Annotated in this window: 15 protein-coding genes and 1 pseudogene; 5 read left to right on the top strand and 11 right to left on the bottom strand. The window is 47.2% G+C overall.

Going from position 1 to position 15,764, the window contains the following annotated elements; translation table 11 throughout:
* Window positions 1–5 precede the first annotated feature (5 nt).
* The 4 genes and pseudogenes from yxlE to sigY all read right to left on the bottom strand — a co-directional run bounded on the left by yxlE (window position 6) and on the right by sigY (window position 1,219).
* Complete coding sequence (gene yxlE / locus AC0C66_RS09460; protein ID WP_003218770.1) at window positions 6–194, bottom strand: sigma Y negative regulator YxlE; 189 nt, start codon at window positions 192–194, stop codon at window positions 6–8.
* Window positions 191–397 carry a sigma Y negative regulator YxlD gene (gene yxlD / locus AC0C66_RS09455; protein ID WP_014115666.1) on the bottom strand — a complete coding sequence of 69 codons (207 nt, stop codon included), beginning with the start codon at window positions 395–397 and terminating at the stop codon, window positions 191–193. Before yxlD ends, yxlE begins: the two co-directional genes overlap by 4 nt.
* The gene (locus tag AC0C66_RS09450) at window positions 394–714 is read right to left on the bottom strand and encodes a YxlC family protein (protein ID WP_072183107.1); all 321 of its coding nucleotides are present in this window, start codon (window positions 712–714) and stop codon (window positions 394–396) included. Before AC0C66_RS09450 ends, yxlD begins: the two co-directional genes overlap by 4 nt.
* A pseudogene (gene sigY, locus AC0C66_RS09445) lies at window positions 711–1,219 on the bottom strand (RNA polymerase sigma factor SigY). The gene AC0C66_RS09450 and the pseudogene sigY overlap by 4 nt, the downstream one beginning before the upstream one ends.
* A 211-nt stretch (window positions 1,220–1,430) precedes the next feature.
* On the opposite strand from sigY, the gene AC0C66_RS09440 reads away from it, so the two are divergent.
* Window positions 1,431–2,801 (top strand): cytosine permease, encoded by a 1,371-nt coding sequence (locus AC0C66_RS09440; protein ID WP_472973546.1) that lies wholly within the window; start codon window positions 1,431–1,433, stop codon window positions 2,799–2,801.
* 13 nt (window positions 2,802–2,814) lie between these two features.
* Here AC0C66_RS09440 and AC0C66_RS09435 read toward each other — a convergent pair whose 3' ends face one another.
* The 5 genes from AC0C66_RS09435 to cydA all read right to left on the bottom strand — a co-directional run bounded on the left by AC0C66_RS09435 (window position 2,815) and on the right by cydA (window position 9,564).
* A complete protein-coding gene (locus tag AC0C66_RS09435) occupies window positions 2,815–3,645 on the bottom strand; it encodes an NAD(P)H-hydrate dehydratase (RefSeq protein WP_090556911.1) in 831 nt (276 codons plus the stop codon).
* A gap of 85 nt (window positions 3,646–3,730) precedes the next feature.
* Window positions 3,731–5,458: a thiol reductant ABC exporter subunit CydC gene (gene cydC, locus AC0C66_RS09430; RefSeq protein WP_472973545.1), complete on the bottom strand. Its 1,728-nt coding sequence runs from the start codon at window positions 5,456–5,458 to the stop codon at window positions 3,731–3,733.
* A complete protein-coding gene (gene cydD / locus AC0C66_RS09425) occupies window positions 5,455–7,158 on the bottom strand; it encodes a thiol reductant ABC exporter subunit CydD (RefSeq protein ID WP_472962360.1) in 1,704 nt (567 codons plus the stop codon). The genes cydC and cydD overlap by 4 nt, the downstream gene beginning before the upstream one ends.
* On the bottom strand, window positions 7,158–8,174 hold the full coding sequence (cydB, locus tag AC0C66_RS09420) for a cytochrome d ubiquinol oxidase subunit II (protein WP_014115673.1): 1,017 nt from the start codon (window positions 8,172–8,174) through the stop codon (window positions 7,158–7,160). Before cydB ends, cydD begins: the two co-directional genes overlap by 1 nt.
* On the bottom strand, window positions 8,158–9,564 hold the full coding sequence (cydA, locus tag AC0C66_RS09415; protein WP_472973544.1) for a cytochrome ubiquinol oxidase subunit I: 1,407 nt from the start codon (window positions 9,562–9,564) through the stop codon (window positions 8,158–8,160). Before cydA ends, cydB begins: the two co-directional genes overlap by 17 nt.
* Before the next feature lie 556 nt (window positions 9,565–10,120).
* Between cydA and cimH the strand changes: the two genes are divergently transcribed.
* The 3 genes from cimH (at window position 10,121) to AC0C66_RS09400 (ending at window position 13,539) form a co-directional block, all read left to right on the top strand.
* On the top strand, window positions 10,121–11,473 hold the full coding sequence (gene cimH, locus AC0C66_RS09410; RefSeq protein WP_014115675.1) for a citrate/malate transporter CimH: 1,353 nt from the start codon (window positions 10,121–10,123) through the stop codon (window positions 11,471–11,473).
* A 122-nt stretch (window positions 11,474–11,595) separates the two neighbouring features.
* Complete coding sequence (locus tag AC0C66_RS09405; RefSeq protein ID WP_472973543.1) at window positions 11,596–13,284, top strand: M56 family metallopeptidase; 1,689 nt, start codon at window positions 11,596–11,598, stop codon at window positions 13,282–13,284.
* 57 nt (window positions 13,285–13,341) lie between these two features.
* Window positions 13,342–13,539: a hypothetical protein gene (locus tag AC0C66_RS09400; protein WP_326197719.1), complete on the top strand. Its 198-nt coding sequence runs from the start codon at window positions 13,342–13,344 to the stop codon at window positions 13,537–13,539.
* 13 nt (window positions 13,540–13,552) lie between these two features.
* Here the strand turns inward: AC0C66_RS09400 and AC0C66_RS09395 are convergent, their stop codons facing one another.
* A complete protein-coding gene (locus AC0C66_RS09395; protein WP_087987362.1) occupies window positions 13,553–14,392 on the bottom strand; it encodes a polysaccharide deacetylase family protein in 840 nt (279 codons plus the stop codon).
* Window positions 14,393–14,572: 180 nt separating this feature from the next.
* Here AC0C66_RS09395 and AC0C66_RS09390 point away from each other — a divergent pair, with 180 nt between their 5' ends.
* Window positions 14,573–14,938: a hypothetical protein gene (locus tag AC0C66_RS09390; RefSeq protein WP_014115680.1), complete on the top strand. Its 366-nt coding sequence runs from the start codon at window positions 14,573–14,575 to the stop codon at window positions 14,936–14,938.
* A 59-nt stretch (window positions 14,939–14,997) separates the two neighbouring features.
* On the opposite strand, the gene AC0C66_RS09385 is transcribed toward AC0C66_RS09390, so the two are convergent.
* The gene (locus AC0C66_RS09385) at window positions 14,998–15,726 is read right to left on the bottom strand and encodes a ZIP family metal transporter (RefSeq protein WP_090556903.1); all 729 of its coding nucleotides are present in this window, start codon (window positions 15,724–15,726) and stop codon (window positions 14,998–15,000) included.
* Window positions 15,727–15,764: the final 38 nt, after the last annotated feature.

Below are 15,764 nucleotides of genomic sequence, written 5' to 3'. Positions count from 1 at the left end.
CCCTCTCACCTTTGCTTTCTGCCGACGGTAAAAAATAAAATCGGCCCGATAATATTGATACATACAATAATTGCAGCCCACATCCACTTTGGCCCGTTTGTCCGCTCTTCCTTTATACAGCTGATGAGAGCGAACACCGCCAGCACAAGCTGCAATACAATTAGCGGCAAAATCATTTCCCAAGAAATATTCATTGCTTGATCCCCCTTTTCTTCCGGTCCGGCCTAATAACAAAAAAGTAATAGCAAACCAGAGGAATCGGTGCTTGAATCAGTCCGACAATTCCCCATACCCATGCCAAACGATCTCGTTTTTTCGCATCAATAAATAAAAAGATTCCCTGCGCCAATACGATGAGATAAGCAACCACCGCCACGACAATTTCTGATTGTGTCATCGGCGCTCCACCTCCCATTCACCAAGATGTCTTTTTTTCTCAGCCGCAATCAAAATCGGCAGCACCGCAAACACACAAACCTGAATTACGATAAATACAGCGGGAGCTTGAGTGAATGTCAGGATTGCCGCACTCACAACCATCAGCGCGCAGAATACAAATAAGATGATCTCTTTCAGCAGTTTTTTTCTGCGTTCAGCTTTCATTTGTAATAGCTGGTAAATCAGTTCTTTTTGATCTGGTATAGAGGGATTGGCTGTTTGATCAATTTTCTGCAATTCTGATTTTAAATGAATAGAAAGCTTTTCTTTATTCATCGTCCCACTCCTTTATGAACCCTAGACTTAACCGTGCCTTCCTTGATTTGCAGCATCAGCCCGATTTCTGCATAGGTATAGCCGTAGTAATGCCTTAATAAAACTGGCGTGCGCAGTTTAGGGTCCAGCTTTGAAAACAGATCAAGCGCTTCGCTCCATTCTTCCCCTTTCGCTGACACGTCCCACTTGATCTGATTGCTTCCTCCTTAACCGCCTGATTCCGTTTCCATTCTCTCTTTCTCTTTTTCTGGTGATCGAGGTAGAGCTTCGACGCAATAGAGATCAGCCACGTGGAGAATTTGGAACGGCCTTGGAAGCTTCTTAAATGAATGTATCCTTTGAGAAAGGTTTCCTGAACAAGTTCCTCGCTGAGATCAGGGTGAAGAGAGAGCTTCAACAAATATTTATATAAAAAAGAATAATGATAGTGGAAAAGGGCTGTAAACGCCTCGTCGTCTCCCTCTTTCGCCTGTTGAATCAGCTGGTGTTCTTCATGTGTATCCAATAGCCGCGATCCCCCCTTTTTTGTTTTTCTGCCTTATGAGACGACACCGGATTCTAAAGCGCTCATTTTTTTTATAATTCTTTTGATCTATTGACTTCACTGGCTTCTCATCGGTTTTCGTGAACATCTAAATTTGTAAAGCGAGGTACAGTCTGTTAAGCTATGTTTTTATGTCAATTTCAAAATTTCATTATATATGGAGGACGATGCATTGAAAGTAGAAAGGCGAACGATTGAATATATTCCGAATGAAGAAAGACATGGTAAAGCGAAAGATTTATTTCCCGTATGGTTCGGGGCTAATATGCATATCACCACGTTAGTGACTGGCACGATTCCCGTTGCAATGGGACTTAATCTGTTTTGGAGTGTTGCCGCTATTATTTGCGGAACCTTAATCGGTGCCATATTTATGGCGTCTCATTCCGCGCAAGGCCCTCAGCTTGGCATCCCGCAAATGATTCAAAGCCGTGCCCAATTCGGCGTAATTGGAGCGATTCTTCCCCTCTTCTTAGTTATGTTTATCTACCTTGGTTTCTTCGCAAGCAGCACGATTCTGGCGGCTGGAACCTTAAGCAGCTTTGTTCCCATCCCGGGATCATGGAGCATTATAGGCTTAAGCGCCGTATGTTTTTTACTCACCATTTTCGGCCATGATTTGATTCACAAAATGCAAAAAATCCTTTCTTGGACCTCTTTTGCTGTATTTTTTGCTGCAACGATACTCATTTTCCAATTGCCGATTCCGGCAGGCAGCTGGATTCCCGGAGCGGTTGATCTGCCAATTTTCTTGGTGGCGGTCAGCGCAGTCGCAACGTGGCAGCTTGCATACGCACCGTATGTTGCCGATTATTCTAGATATCTGCCAGTTAAAACACCGGCTTCTCAAACATTTTGGTACAGCTATGCAGGTACATCTGTCAGCTCCATCTGGATGATGCTGCTCGGCGCTTTGCTGACGACAGCACTGCCTGACTTTACGGCAAACTCAGGCAGCCAGATTGTCCAATTGTTTGGCCCCTTCTCGTTTATTATGCTAATCATTGTGTTATTTGGGCAAATGGCGATCAATGTCTTTAACCTGTATGGAGCTTTCATGTCTACAACAACAACGCTTGAGCCTTTTCTGAAGTTAAAAGTCACGCCCAAAGTCAGAATCATCATGATCCTCGGCGTCACGCTTGTCGGCACAGTCTTAAGCCTTCTCGGGCAAAGCAATTTTATGGAGCTGTTTTTGAATTTTATCTTTTTCATCAGTTATTTCTTAATACCTTGGACGGCAATCAATTTAGTCGATTACTACTTCGTCCGCCACGGAAACTATCAAGTCAAAGCCATGTTTGATGTGAACGGGCCGTATGGAAAAGTCAATTGGATTACCACGATTGCGTTCGTCCTGTCCATCTTGCTTGAAATCCCGTTTATCAATACGTCCTTTTACATTGGACCGCTTGCCAAAAAGTTTGGAGGCGGAGATATCGCATGGATTGTCGGCTTGGCCGTGCCTTCTGTTCTTTATTATGTATTGATGAAACCGCGTCTGAAAAAACGGAGTTATCAAGAAAAGCTGTCTTCTCTATGAAGACAGCTTTTTATCATTCAAATCGCTTCCACACACGAGGCAGCACATCAGAAAGCTCGTGAGCGAGCAGCGTATGAGCGGAGTACTCGTCCGTCCAGAGCTCAGCGCACGCACCGTGCAGATAGACTGCGTTTAATATGGCATGCTTCGGGTCTTCGTGGCAGTAAAGCATGCCCAATATCATGCCCGTCAGCGTGTCACCGGTTCCGCCTTTGGCGAGTGCCCCGTTTCCGGTTGGGTTGCGCCAGCAGTCACCATCGGGAAATGCGATAACGGTTTGATTCCCTTTTAACACAATGACAGCCTGCAGCTGAGCCGCCCATTCCTTTGCATATTCCGCTCTTTTGTTTTTCAATTCCTTCACCGGTACCCCTGTCATGCGGGAAAACTCGCCCGGGTGCGGTGTGAGGATGACGGGCGCCTCCCGTTTCGGATATGTACGCTTCGCCAGCGCTCCGGCATCCAAAATAACGGGGCAATCCGCCGCAAGCACATGATCAACTGCCTGCTGAACACTTTCGGTTTGCGGAAGCCCCGGTCCGATGGCAATGGCCCGGTACGTCTCTTCAAGCTGAGCGTCAGCCGCTTTTTGCCAGCCGTCACGCCAATAGGTCGCCTCCGGCAGAACAGGAACAATCAGCGGGATCACGCTTTCAGACGTACCGATGACAAGCTTTCCGAGCCCGCTCCGCATGGCCCCAAGCCCCGCAAGAAGCGCTGCGCCCGGCATGTCGTCGCTTCCCGCCAGCAGCAATGCAGTACCGTACGTGCCTTTATGGCTTCCCGTCTCTCTTTCAGGGAGCGAGGCCCTCACATGCTCCTCCGTCCAAATTGGAATATTCATCTCTATCCCTCCTCTGCTTTCTCTTCCTATTTTTCCTGCACCTTTACTATTTCAAACAAAAAAAGACAGCCTTAGGGGCTGTCTTCTATTTTACAGGAACGTCAAGATGATACAGCCGGCGATATCGTTCGTTTGCCGCCAGCAGTTCTTCATGCGTTCCTTCCATTTCTGTTTTGCCATTTTCGAGAAACACGATTTTATCGGCCGCTTCCACTCCCGCAAGGTGGTGCGTAATCCATAGAATCGTTTTTCCTTTCAACACCTCAAACACCGTTTCCATCAATTCACGTTCGGTAATAGGATCGAGTCCGACCGTTGGCTCATCAAGGATGATGATCGGCGTATCCTGCAGCAAAATCCGCGCAAGTGCGATCCGCTGGCGCTCTCCTCCGGAAAACCTAATTCCGGTTTCCTGAACAGAAGTATGATATCCGTCAGGCAGTGACTCAATGTAGTCATGCAGCTTTACCTGTTTTGCGGCGCGGCGCACATCCTCGTCACTTGCCTCTCCGTTTCCAAGCCTGATGTTGTTCAGAATGCTTGTATCGAACAGGTGCGGTTTTTGGTTTAACACGGCCACCGCATCAGCAATCTGATCCTTTAACAGCGATGTCTCCACACCGTTTAACGTCACAGATCCTGAGACCGGTTTCAAAGCGCCCTCGATTAATGCGAGCGACGTAGATTTCCCGGACCCGCTCCGGCCGAGCAGCGCCATCTTTTCTCCTTGGCGCAACGTAAAGGAAAAGTTGTGCAGCACTTGGCTGCTGTTGTCATAAGAAAACGCCACATCACGAAATGACAGTGTGACATCATGGAGATCGAGCGTTTCAGCCGCTGATTCTGTTTGTGACGCCTCCGGTTGAGGAGCCACCTTGTTCATGCGTCTGATGGAATCCTGATAGCCAGGCACTTCGCCCAAAGCATCTGAAAGCGGCAGAAAGGCTTCCGTCAGCGGGAACACCACAAGGACAAAAGCCGCAATCATCGTTTTGGCGAGTTCGCCGTCTGCATGCTGCCCCGCCGTCCAAAACAGCATCAGCAAAATTAGGCCGGCGACAAGGCATTGCGCAGCAAAGTCCCGCCATCTTGTAAAGCATTGTTTTTTCCGTTCAAGCTCAAACCAATCATGTTCCTCTTTTTCATAGGAATCAATAAACGCATGCCGGCGTCCGCTGAACATCCAGTCGCTGACACCCATTACAGCATCTGTCAGACGGCTGTACAGCACATTCCGTCTGCTTTTCAGCTTCGCATTCTTCGCTCTCGTCACGAGCAAAGACACTACCGGAAACAGTACAACAAGAACAAACAAATAAAGCGCAAGCAATATGGCAAACGGCCAAGAGAAGAAGCCGAGCGCAATCACTGAAACAGCATACAGGAGCAAGGCCGAGATGGCAGGAAAAATCGTTTTTAAGAAGGCATCCTGCAAATGCTCAATATCCTCAGACAAAATGCCGAGCATATCCCCCGTGCGAAAACGGGAACGCAGCATCAAGGCACCCGGCTCAAGCATGTTGTAGAGGCGGAGGCGCATGTCGGACACGATTTTCAAAATGATGTGATGGCCGACGAGGCGTTCCACATACCGTGACACAGATCGCGCAATCCCAAAGGTGCGCACAGCGACAATTGGCACATAAATAAGCAGGATGTTTTCCGGTCTTGTCGCCGCCTTAGAGATCAAAAACCCTGAGGTGAACATGAGAAAAGCAGCAGAAAAAATTGTCACCGCGCCCAAAAAGATAACCAGAACGAACAGGCGGGCATTTTGCTTGATATACGGCAGAATCCATTCTTCTTTCTTCATGCTCTTTCCCCCAGTTGTGCCTCCACGAGTTTGGTGTACACACCGTTTTTCTCCAGCAATTCATCGTGAGTCCCGATTTCCGCAATCCTGCCCCCGTCCAGCACGATAATTTCATCCATATCGAGCATCCAGTGAAGGCGGTGAGTCGCGAGAAAGACGAGCTTATCCTCAAATAAATCCAGCATCGTTTCTTTTATTTCATATTCTGTTTCGATATCTAGATGGGCGGTCGGCTCATCCAGCAGCAGGATCGGGCGGTTTCCCAAGAAGGCGCGGGCCAACGCGACACGCTGAGCTTGGCCGCCGCTGAGCGCCCGGCCGCCTTCCCCGATCCGTCCCTCTAATCCGTCCGGAAGGTTGTCCACCAGCTCCGCCAGTCCCGCCGCGGCAGCTGCGCGGGCTGTATCCTCAGCCGAAGCGCTTGGATGATAGAAGCGAATGTTGTTCGCCAGTGTATCATCAAAAATGTACGGATGCTGCGGGATATAAAGGAGGTTTTTCTGCCAGCTGCCGTCCTGCAAGTGGGACCGTTCTGAACCATTGACCTCTATCGTACCGCCATTCGGCTCCAAAAAACCGCCGAGGATATCAATTAAAGTTGATTTTCCCGCACCGCTTGCACCAATGATGCCGATTTTTTTCTTGCCTTTGAATGACAGATCAATATCGGACACCGACCGGCCGACTGACACACCTGACAGCTTCAGCTCATCCTGATCGGACCAAGCCTCAAGCTGAAGCGGCGCCTCTTCTTTAAAACCAGGCTGCGACAAAATCTCTTGAATGGTTTTGCCTGCTTCCTGTCCGTTCAGCGTTGCATGATAATCATTCCCCACTTCCCGCACCGGCAGAAAATATTCAGGTGCGAGAATAAGCGCCGTTAAAGCCGGGCCAAGCAAAATATCGCCGTCAATGAGGCGCAGGCCCAGAAACACTGCGACTGTTGCCACCGACAGCATCGTGAAAAAATCAAGGGCGAATGAAGATAAAAATGCCACCCGAAGCGTGCTCATCGTTGCTTTCCGATACCGCTCACTAACATAGAAAATATTTTTGCTGTGCGACTTGCTCAAACCTAGGAAACGCAATGTCTCCAGCCCGCGAAGAGAATCAACAAAATGATTGGAAAGTCTCTGATAGGATTTCCACTGACGATCCGCTTTTCTCTGTGCGACAAGGCCGAGGAGAACCATAAAGATGATCAGAATCGGCATAGCAGCAACTAAAATGACGGCTGATGTGCGATCCTGAAAAAACACATAAATGACAACCGCCGCAGGCACAATCGCCATACTGACCATTTTCGGCAGAAACAGCTCAAGGTAGCGGCGGAACTGGCTGATGCCTTCCATCGCTAGGGTCACCATTTGCCCCGTCCCCTCTTTCTTTGCAAAGCGGGGGCCTAATCGGAACAGCTGATCAAGAAAACTTTTTCTCAAATCTGCCCCTGTCCGGGCGGCATATTGATAGACGATTTTCTGGCGCGCCACCGTCACCCCGTGCCGGGCGGCAAAAGCGATAAGGAAAAAGCCGATCACCGGAAACAGGGAGGCAATGCTCTTCCCGTTGAACAGTCCGGTTACGGCTTCACTCAGCCACTCTGCCTGCATAATAATAGCGGCTGTCTGAATCAGCGTTAAACAAGTAATCACGGTGAGAATCCGCTTCATTCCTTTATATCGAAACAGGTCTTTTCCCATTAATAAGTCATAGGCTCCTTATGGCTGACGCGCTTCCGGAAGACATAATAGCTCCAGATCTGACTGCCGATGACAAACGGCAATAGCGTTAATGCTGCAATTGACATGACTTTAAGCGAATAATCACCGGAAGAAGCGTTAGCTACTGTTAAATCGTACGCGCTTTGAAGCGAGCTGACCATCACCCGAGGGAATAATGAAATAAAGATCATTCCTACAGTCAGCGCCAGCCCCGCGCCTGTCATCCCAAATGTCCAGCCGTCTTTTTTCTTACGGATAAATACAGCCGCGAGCATAAAGCAGATGACAATCAAAACAACGAGCGGAATGGTAATCTCGCCGCGGCGAGTAAACATGTCTGTCTGATAGGCAGAAAGGGCCGCGAAGGCAAGAACCGCTACAAAAACAACACCCATTATCTTTTGCGCCATTTTCCGGGCGCGATTTTGCAAATCACCAATCGTACGCAGTGTGATAAACATTAATCCATGCTGGAAGCAAAGAAGTGTTACAGTCACACCGCCAAGTACAGAGTATACATTGATATAATCGGATAGATGTGCGTGAATGTTCATATCGGCATCAATCGGCATCCCGCGGAATAATGTCGTGAACAGCACACCAAGCACAAATGGAGGAATCAGACTGCCGAAGAAAACGACCCAGTCCCAAACCTTTACCCATTTTAAATGATCAACCTTGCCGCGAAACTCAAACGCAACCCCGCGGCCCATTAACGCAAGCAGCACAATGACAAACGGAATGTAATAACCGCTCAGCATCGTTGCATACCAGTTTGGGAATGCCGCGAAAATGGCGCCTGCACCAGTCAAAAGCCATACTTCATTCGCGTCCCAAAACGGCCCGATCGTGTTGATCAGCACTCTGCGTTCTAACTCATTATGGCCAAGAAAACGGGTCGCCATGCCGACCCCGAAATCAAAGCCTTCCAAAAAGAAAAATCCTACAAACAATACAGCAACGAGTATAAACCAAAGATCATGAAGAGATGCCATGGTATACCTCCTGACTAAATGGATCTGTTGTTACAGGAACATCGTGATGATCACTATGCTCCGCACCTTTTTTAATCTCACGGATGAACAAGAAGACAAGCAGTGCACCCAGAATCAAGTACATCAAACCAAATGCGATGATTGAGAATAACAGGGAGCCCGCCGTTACGTTAGGCGACACGGATTGAGCAGTTGTCATCAAGCCCATGACCGTCCACGGCTGACGCCCGATTTCTGTCATAATCCAGCCCGCGGAGTTCGCAAGAAACGGGAAGGAAATCAATGCGATCATAATGCGCAAATACCATTTGCTGTTTTCAAGCTTTTTGCGCCGGTTTAACCAAAGGCCGCCTAACGCAGCAAGAATCATGACAACACCTGCGCCAACCATGATGCGGAAGCTCCAGAAAGTCGTTTTGACAGGCGGAATGTAGTCGCCTTTTCCGTATATTTTTTCGTACTCAGCCTGAAGTGTTTTCATCCCTTTGACACTTCCGCTGAATTTCTGATAAGCCAAGTAGCTCAATGCATAAGGAACTTTGATTTCGTTTGAGCTTTTTTCATTTTTTGTATCAATCGTAGCAAAAGCCGTCCAAGCAGCAGGGTCGCCGCTGTCTTCCCAAAGTCCTTCACTGGCAGCCATTTTCATCGGCTGTGATTCCATCAAGTGCTCAGCCTGCATGTGTCCGCTAAGGCCGACGCCAAGACCGGCACAAAGGCCGACGATCATTGCGAGTTTAAAAGATTGTTTAAAGAACGGCACTTCTTTTTTCTTCAATAGTTTAAAAGCACTCACTCCGGCAATAAAGAAAGCCCCGGTGGCAAGCGCACCAAAAATGACGTGCGGGAATTCAACCCAAAGCTGAGGATTTGTAATCAGCGCGGCAAAGTCGTTCATTTCCGCGCGGCCTTTTTTGATCGTAAAGCCGACCGGCTCCTGCATAAAGGAGTTCGCTGTTAAAATCCAGAAAGATGACATAATCGTTCCGAATGACACGAGCCAAATGCAGAGAGCGTGAATTTTTTTCGGCAGGCGGTCCCAGCCGAAAATCCATAATCCGATAAAGATAGATTCCATGAAAAACGCCAATAATGCTTCAATAGCAAGCGGAGCGCCAAATACATCTCCGACAAAACGGGAGTAATCAGACCAGTTCAACCCAAACTGGAATTCTTGCAAAATCCCCGTTACAACACCGACTGCGAAATTTATTAAGAATAAGTGCCCCCAAAACTTTGCCATTTTGAGGTACAGCTCATTTTTCTTCACAAGATAAAGAGTCTCCATCAACGCAACCATAAACACAAGCCCGATAGACATCGGCACAAACAAGAAGTGAAACAACGTTGTTGATGCAAATTGTATACGGGCTAATACCAATTCACTCATGCTTTCTCCTCCATTTCCGGTTAAAACTGTTAATTTGCTCACTACTTCACAAATAGAACCGAGACTTTGATCAGTAATTCACAAAATAGACGAAAAAAATATTGTTCAATATTTCACAAATGTGTCAATAAGTCGTTCAATATGATGCTAGATTGCCAGACTGACCAAATGACACATTCTCTGACTGGTTCATATTAAGTACTTTACAACGATTCATTTTAAAAATAAAGCCTAAAATACCTAAAAAGCCCCACACTATGTGACGAATTATTGTCTATTTTGTTGCTGATTTATGACGGCCTCCTAGGATAAATGACCCTTTATTATCGTACATCAACACATCGTTCCTTGCGAATAAAATGCTTGTCCGGCACCAACACCCGTTTCTCGGCACTCCGTCATAGACCGTTTTTAGTCAGAATGCCTCTTTCCATTTGAACCGGGAAAATTCGAAAAGCTGAATAGTAAATTTTTAATATATTAATAATTTCAATTTTTTAGTATACTTAACGTAGTGAACAATTTCACTGCATCAAGAATAGGGGGAGGTTTTTCAATGGGAGAGCTTCAAACACAAATGCAATTGCAAACGGATACAATTCACGAAGGGGTTCGAAAAGAGAATTGGTTTGCGAAAGCCATGAATATAAAAGTAGGCATCATACCGCTTCCTGTGTATGTCTTGCTGTTTATATTAATCACTGTTTTTGTTATGCATCACGATGTAAAAAGTGACATCTTGACATCCATTGCCGTCATGGCGTTTTTCGGGTTCACCTTTGCCCAAATCGGCAAATCGGTACCGATTGTTCGTTCTATCGGCGGCCCGGCCATCCTAGCTACTTTTATTCCGTCCGCTGTCGTCTACTATCACCTGCTGCCTAATGATATCGTCAAATCCACCACAGAATTTACAGAAAACTCAAACTTTCTATACTTATTTATCGCTGGGATTGTCGTCGGAAGCATCCTTGGCATGAAAAGAGAAACACTCATAAAAGCATTCATGAAAATCTTTATTCCGCTTATTGCCGGTTCTGTCGCAGCCGCTATTGTCGGACTGGCTGTCGGCACTTTGCTCGGGCTCGGATTTCAGCATACATTGCTGTACATTGTCATCCCTATTATGGCAGGGGGAGTCGGAGAAGGCGCTATTCCGCTGTCCATCGGTTATTCTGACATCATGCCCATGTCTCAAGGGGAAGCGTTTGCACTTGTTCTGCCGTCTATCATGCTGGGCAGCCTGTGCGCGATCATTCTAGCGGGATTGCTGAACAGAATCGGAAAGAAAAAACCGGAATGGACAGGCAACGGCAAAGTGGACCGCTCTGAAGAGGAGTCCCCTGCGCTGGAGGAATCGCAAAGCGGACAGCAAATGTTCAACCTTTCCTTATTTGCTTCAGGCGGTATCCTTGCTGTTTCTTTATATTTAGTCGGCATGCTCGCTCACGACTTTTTTGGATTTCCGGCACCCGTTGCCATGCTGTTACTGGCTGTTCTGATTAAGCTGTTCAAATTGGCGCCTGCCTCAATTGAAAATGGCGCTTTTGGGGTGTCCCGCTTCTTTTCAACCGCTGTGACTTACCCGCTGCTCTTTGCGATCGGGGTGTCCATGACCCCGTGGGACAAGCTTATCGCTGCCTTTAACCTCAGCAATATCATTACGATTCTGTCTGTCGTTGTGACCATGATGGCCGTCGGCTTCTTCACTGGAAAGTGGCTGAACATGTATCCGATTGAGACCGCCATTATCAATGCGTGCCACTCAGGACAAGGCGGCACCGGAGACGTCGCCATTTTAAGCGCCGCAGAAAGGCTTGAGTTAATGCCATTCGCCCAGGTGTCTACCCGAATCGGGGGAGCGATTACAGTGTCCTTAACCTTATTGCTGCTTCACCAGTTTTATTGATACACCGCAAGCAAGTTCTTCGTAAAACGAAAGGGCTTGCTCTTTTGCATGTCCGTGTTTTTGCAAGTTCCCGCAACATGCTATAGTAATAGTTGGAAATACCAGATAGAAAGGACTCTAGCATGCCTATGGGAACAGATCTATTTCTCTTTATGATTCTCGGGCTGGGACTTTATTTTATATCATCCCTGGCAGCAAAACTCATTCCGGCCATAGATTTCTGGATTGATATCGTTCTTTGGGTCGGCGCAGCTGTTTACATCTTCTCTCATCAATCATTCATAGACGGCATTGTCTCGATCGCGACAATGTTCTACTGCTATTGGACTGCAATGGATCTCACTGTCTCCGAACGTGCGGCAAAACCTTCGGGAGACTGGCAGGAAATCGAGCTTGCCAGAAACAAAACACGCCTCCTGTCAGACATCACGCTGACCGCCGTTGTGTTTGCGGGCGCCGTCATCTTTTTGATCTATGGACCTGACCCAAGCCCCCTCAAATATGTGATCCTTTTCGGCATGATCTCCGGCGGAGGGGCAATGGTGAAACGAATATTGAATGTTTTCAGCGTGAACGTTTTGTATTCAGCATCCTTAGAAAAATTGCACATCAGCTCACGTTATGAAACCCGTACATACCCACTTTCTGATTTGAAAGATATTCAGCTTGAATCAACGGCTGATCTCTTAAAGCTTCATCCGCTTCTGACGATGTATTCATCCCGTTTAGATCTGACAACAAGCTTTCAGCAAGTCATCAAACTGTCTCTTCCCGGTGAAACGCTGTTTCTGACGGTGAAGGAACCGCAAAGATGGAAAGCGATCCTCCGTGAATACACAGAATCGGAAAACAACGATGACACTGTGATTTCTGTTTTACCGTTTTATCATAGAAAAAATGTGAAGCGGCTGCTTGGGAAGCTATATTTTGCCGCCAGCGTAAAGGGCGTATCAGCTTACGCCTTATTGGTGCTCGCGTTATATGCATTACATGCCTCTCCATGGGCCATGGCCGTTGCCGTGATGCTGTACTGGATACTCAACATGTATCTGTCAGACCGTGTTTTGCGGGCGGCAATGGATGCCAAGCCTTGTCATCATCCGCATGTACAGGCAGCGGCCGACAAGGTTTTCCGCAAGGCCGGTATTTCCCATGTCCGCATATACGAAACGGAAAGTGATGATTACAACGGAATGGCAGTCGGCATGAATGTCGGAAGGTCGATGGTCATTCTGACAAGTGCCACACTAACCCTTCCGCTGCGTGTCATCGAAGGCATTCTGGCTCATGAGGCGATTCATATTAAAAAACGTGATGTTCTGTCATCACAGTTTTTACGTTTTCTATATCTTGGAGCCGTCGTTGGGGTCATCCTCTTATTTGAACAGCATATCGTCCATTCCGGGGCCCACAAAATTGTGCTTTGGGTCTTCATCATGGCGATCATCATCCTGTTTCAGCTCTATCAATCCTTTTGTTCACAATGGATGGAGGTGCGCGCTGACAACCTTGGCGCATCACTGCTGGAAGGCGGGTACAAACAAATGGCCGAAGCTTTGAGGATCTTGGCGGTTCGGCAGGATGAAGACATACAGAAACAAAGTGCCTACAGTTCCGAAGCAGATGAAGACGAGCTTCAAATTGACTCTCTCACCCGCGATAAAAGCTGGCTTTTCAGATTGATTGATTTTCAGTTCGCTCCTCATCCCCCTATGTATTGGCGTGTTAGCACTCTATTGTCAAACAAAGGACACGGGGTACTGAAACGCTGGCTCAGAGACCGTCTGAAAGAATCGATCTCTTTGAAGTGAAACCGATCTGCGTTTCACCCGTATAACAGATATGGTGAAAAAAGGGAGTGATCAGAAGTGATTGTGATCATCTTATTGATTATAGCTATTATTGTTTTTCTTTCAGTCATTCAGCCGCAGCCGTCGGAAAACAAAAGCCGCCAGCATGCGGACAGCGGTTTTTTCGGTTATTCAGATCATGGCTCGCACCATGATGGATGCGGCAGTGACGGAGGTTTCAGCGATTCCGGCTGTGGCGGAGGGGGCGGCGATTGAGCGCCGCCCTTTTTTATTTCATTGATTCGATGTACGCGCCAAAAGCCGAGCCTGACATGCCCGGGGACACGCGCACGCGATGGAGGGCGTACATTCCCTGGTCTCTCGATGCCGCGCCCAGTTCTGTCGTCACGCCCATTTGATAGCCCGTTTCTTTGGCAGCCTTCAGCGTCTCCTCATTGTAGCGTCCTACCGGATAGCTGATGATAGAGGTTTGCTGATGAAACATGCCGTCAAACAGCTTTTTCGAATCAGCCATCTCACTGTGCTGCTGTTCAGGCGTTAACCCGTTCAGCTCAAGGTGGTCAATCGTATGGCTTTCAATGGATATGCCATGCTTCGCCATTTCTTTCATTTGGTCCTCTGTCAGATGGTGTTTATGTCCGATCGATTTGCCGATCATAAAAATCGTCGCCTTCATCCCGTACTTTTTTAGCACTGGATACGCGTCTTGATAATTGTCGGTGTATCCGTCATCAAACGTAATCAGCACGCATTTCTCACTCGGCTTTTTATCCTGCGTCAGCATGAGATACGCCTCTTTCGGCGTTAATGTCTGATAGCCGTTTTCGTGCAGCCACTTCATATGCGCTTCGAATTCTTCCTTCGGGACACGGAGGCTGTTTCCAGAGGAAATGCTGTGGTACATCAAAATCGGCAGCTTTGCCGGTTTCTCTGTTTTGATCCATGCGGATGTATCGTTTTCTTTTTTCTGAACATGTACTGTCTTTTCTTCCGGTTTCTTTTGTTCGGCTTTCGGCATCTGCTGCTCCGCGTTCGCCTCTTTATCAGCGCAAGCCGCGAGAGCCAAGCAGCTTCCCAAAAGAAAAATGCTTAGGATAAAACGTTTCATCAGTTCCCTGCTTTCTGTCTATTTCTTCCTCCTTTTTCATCGGTTGATTTGTAGGTTTTTCAAGTACAAAAAAACCACTTCCAAAAGTTCACAAATAGTTTACATATTTTTACAAGGGTAATTAATTAAGTAAATCGAATAGTTTACTTGCAATAAAAAATGATATTAGGAGGAATTGATATGAAAATGAAGAAAACGATTGTTTCTTTACTTTCTGTTTCAGCTGTTGTTTTATCAATCGGAGGTCAAGCTTCTGCTAAAGAGGCAACTCAGAATTCTGTAATGGTTCCAGAAAGTCAAACTGCTCCTGCATCACTCGCTCCTATTGAGGCGAAATTAGCCGACTTTAACATACAGGTGGGTCATGCAAAACCACTACCAAGCCATTTATTGGGCTCAGGATTTTCATATCATAGTGACAACAAAGCTGTTTTTACTGTAGATGCTTATGGGATCGTAACAGGTCAAAGTGTTGGTCAGGGAAAACTTACTGTTTTTAAAAATGGTTCACTTTATGGACAATTAAGTGTTTCAGTTTATCGATAATGCGAACAAAAAGAGAGTGGATAAGCCACTCTCTTTTCAATACATTTAATAAAAATAACTTAAGAAAACTGATTCAAAACCAGCGAGGTTAACAGGCCAAGTGCAGCGATCAAACCTGTCATTGGACCGCTGTCTTCGTACGCCTCAGGCATCATCGTCGAAGCAACCATCGCAATGATCCCCCCGCCTGCAAATGCTGCAATCGCTGACATCACTTCTTCTGGAGCACCGTCGAGAAGGAAGTATCCTGACCATGATGCGAGAATTGATATCACGAGTACCGCGGCCCAAAGCAGTACAATTTTCGTTCTCGAATATCCGCTGTTTTTCATTCCTGCTGTACTGGACAGCCCTTCAGGTATGTTGCTGATAAAAATGGCGATCACCAAAAGGAAGCTGACCGATTGTTCTTCGAGAAGGCTTGCGCCAATCATAATCGATTCCGGAACAGCATCCATAATGGTGCCGATAAAAATGGCTATTCCTCCGCCGCCGGCAGCTGCTTGTCCCGATCTTTTTCTTTGCGACGCGCCTCTTTTGGAAACAGCATAATCAAAAACCGTAAACACGACAGCTCCCGCAATAAATCCGGCGCCTGTCGCTACAATTCCGCCTTCTGCCACTGCATCCCCGAGAAGTTCGTAAGCAGCCGCGCCAATTAATACCCCTGTGCCAAAAGCCATAATATAGCCGATGATCTGTTTGCGAATCGAAAAAAACATGGACGCCAGCGCGCCCAGCAATACAGCAGAGCCTGAGATCCCGCCCCACATTGCCGCATGCCACATCTCTATCTCCCCTTCCTTACCAACCACTACCCGCTGCG

The sequence above is a fragment of the Bacillus sp. VA13 genome (assembly GCF_055710085.1).
This window is presented reverse-complemented; position numbering and strand designations above follow the sequence as displayed.

What these genes read in the sequence shown, in the direction of transcription:
- yxlE (WP_003218770.1), bottom strand. Translation starts at nt 194, where the DNA reads ATGAATATTTCTTGGGAAATGATTTTGCCGCTAATTGTATTGCAGCTT.
- yxlD (WP_014115666.1), bottom strand. Translation starts at nt 397, where the DNA reads ATGACACAATCAGAAATTGTCGTGGCGGTGGTTGCTTATCTCATCGTA.
- AC0C66_RS09450 (WP_072183107.1), bottom strand. Translation starts at nt 714, where the DNA reads ATGAATAAAGAAAAGCTTTCTATTCATTTAAAATCAGAATTGCAGAAA.
- AC0C66_RS09435 (WP_090556911.1), bottom strand. Translation starts at nt 3,645, where the DNA reads ATGAATATTCCAATTTGGACGGAGGAGCATGTGAGGGCCTCGCTCCCT.
- cydC (WP_472973545.1), bottom strand. Translation starts at nt 5,458, where the DNA reads ATGAAGAAAGAAGAATGGATTCTGCCGTATATCAAGCAAAATGCCCGC.
- cydD (WP_472962360.1), bottom strand. Translation starts at nt 7,158, where the DNA reads ATGGGAAAAGACCTGTTTCGATATAAAGGAATGAAGCGGATTCTCACC.
- cydB (WP_014115673.1), bottom strand. Translation starts at nt 8,174, where the DNA reads ATGGCATCTCTTCATGATCTTTGGTTTATACTCGTTGCTGTATTGTTT.
- cydA (WP_472973544.1), bottom strand. Translation starts at nt 9,564, where the DNA reads ATGAGTGAATTGGTATTAGCCCGTATACAATTTGCATCAACAACGTTG.
- cimH (WP_014115675.1), top strand. Translation starts at nt 10,121, where the DNA reads ATGGGAGAGCTTCAAACACAAATGCAATTGCAAACGGATACAATTCAC.
- AC0C66_RS09405 (WP_472973543.1), top strand. Translation starts at nt 11,596, where the DNA reads ATGCCTATGGGAACAGATCTATTTCTCTTTATGATTCTCGGGCTGGGA.
- AC0C66_RS09395 (WP_087987362.1), bottom strand. Translation starts at nt 14,392, where the DNA reads ATGAAACGTTTTATCCTAAGCATTTTTCTTTTGGGAAGCTGCTTGGCT.
- AC0C66_RS09390 (WP_014115680.1), top strand. Translation starts at nt 14,573, where the DNA reads ATGAAAATGAAGAAAACGATTGTTTCTTTACTTTCTGTTTCAGCTGTT.
- AC0C66_RS09385 (WP_090556903.1), bottom strand. Translation starts at nt 15,726, where the DNA reads ATGTGGCATGCGGCAATGTGGGGCGGGATCTCAGGCTCTGCTGTATTG.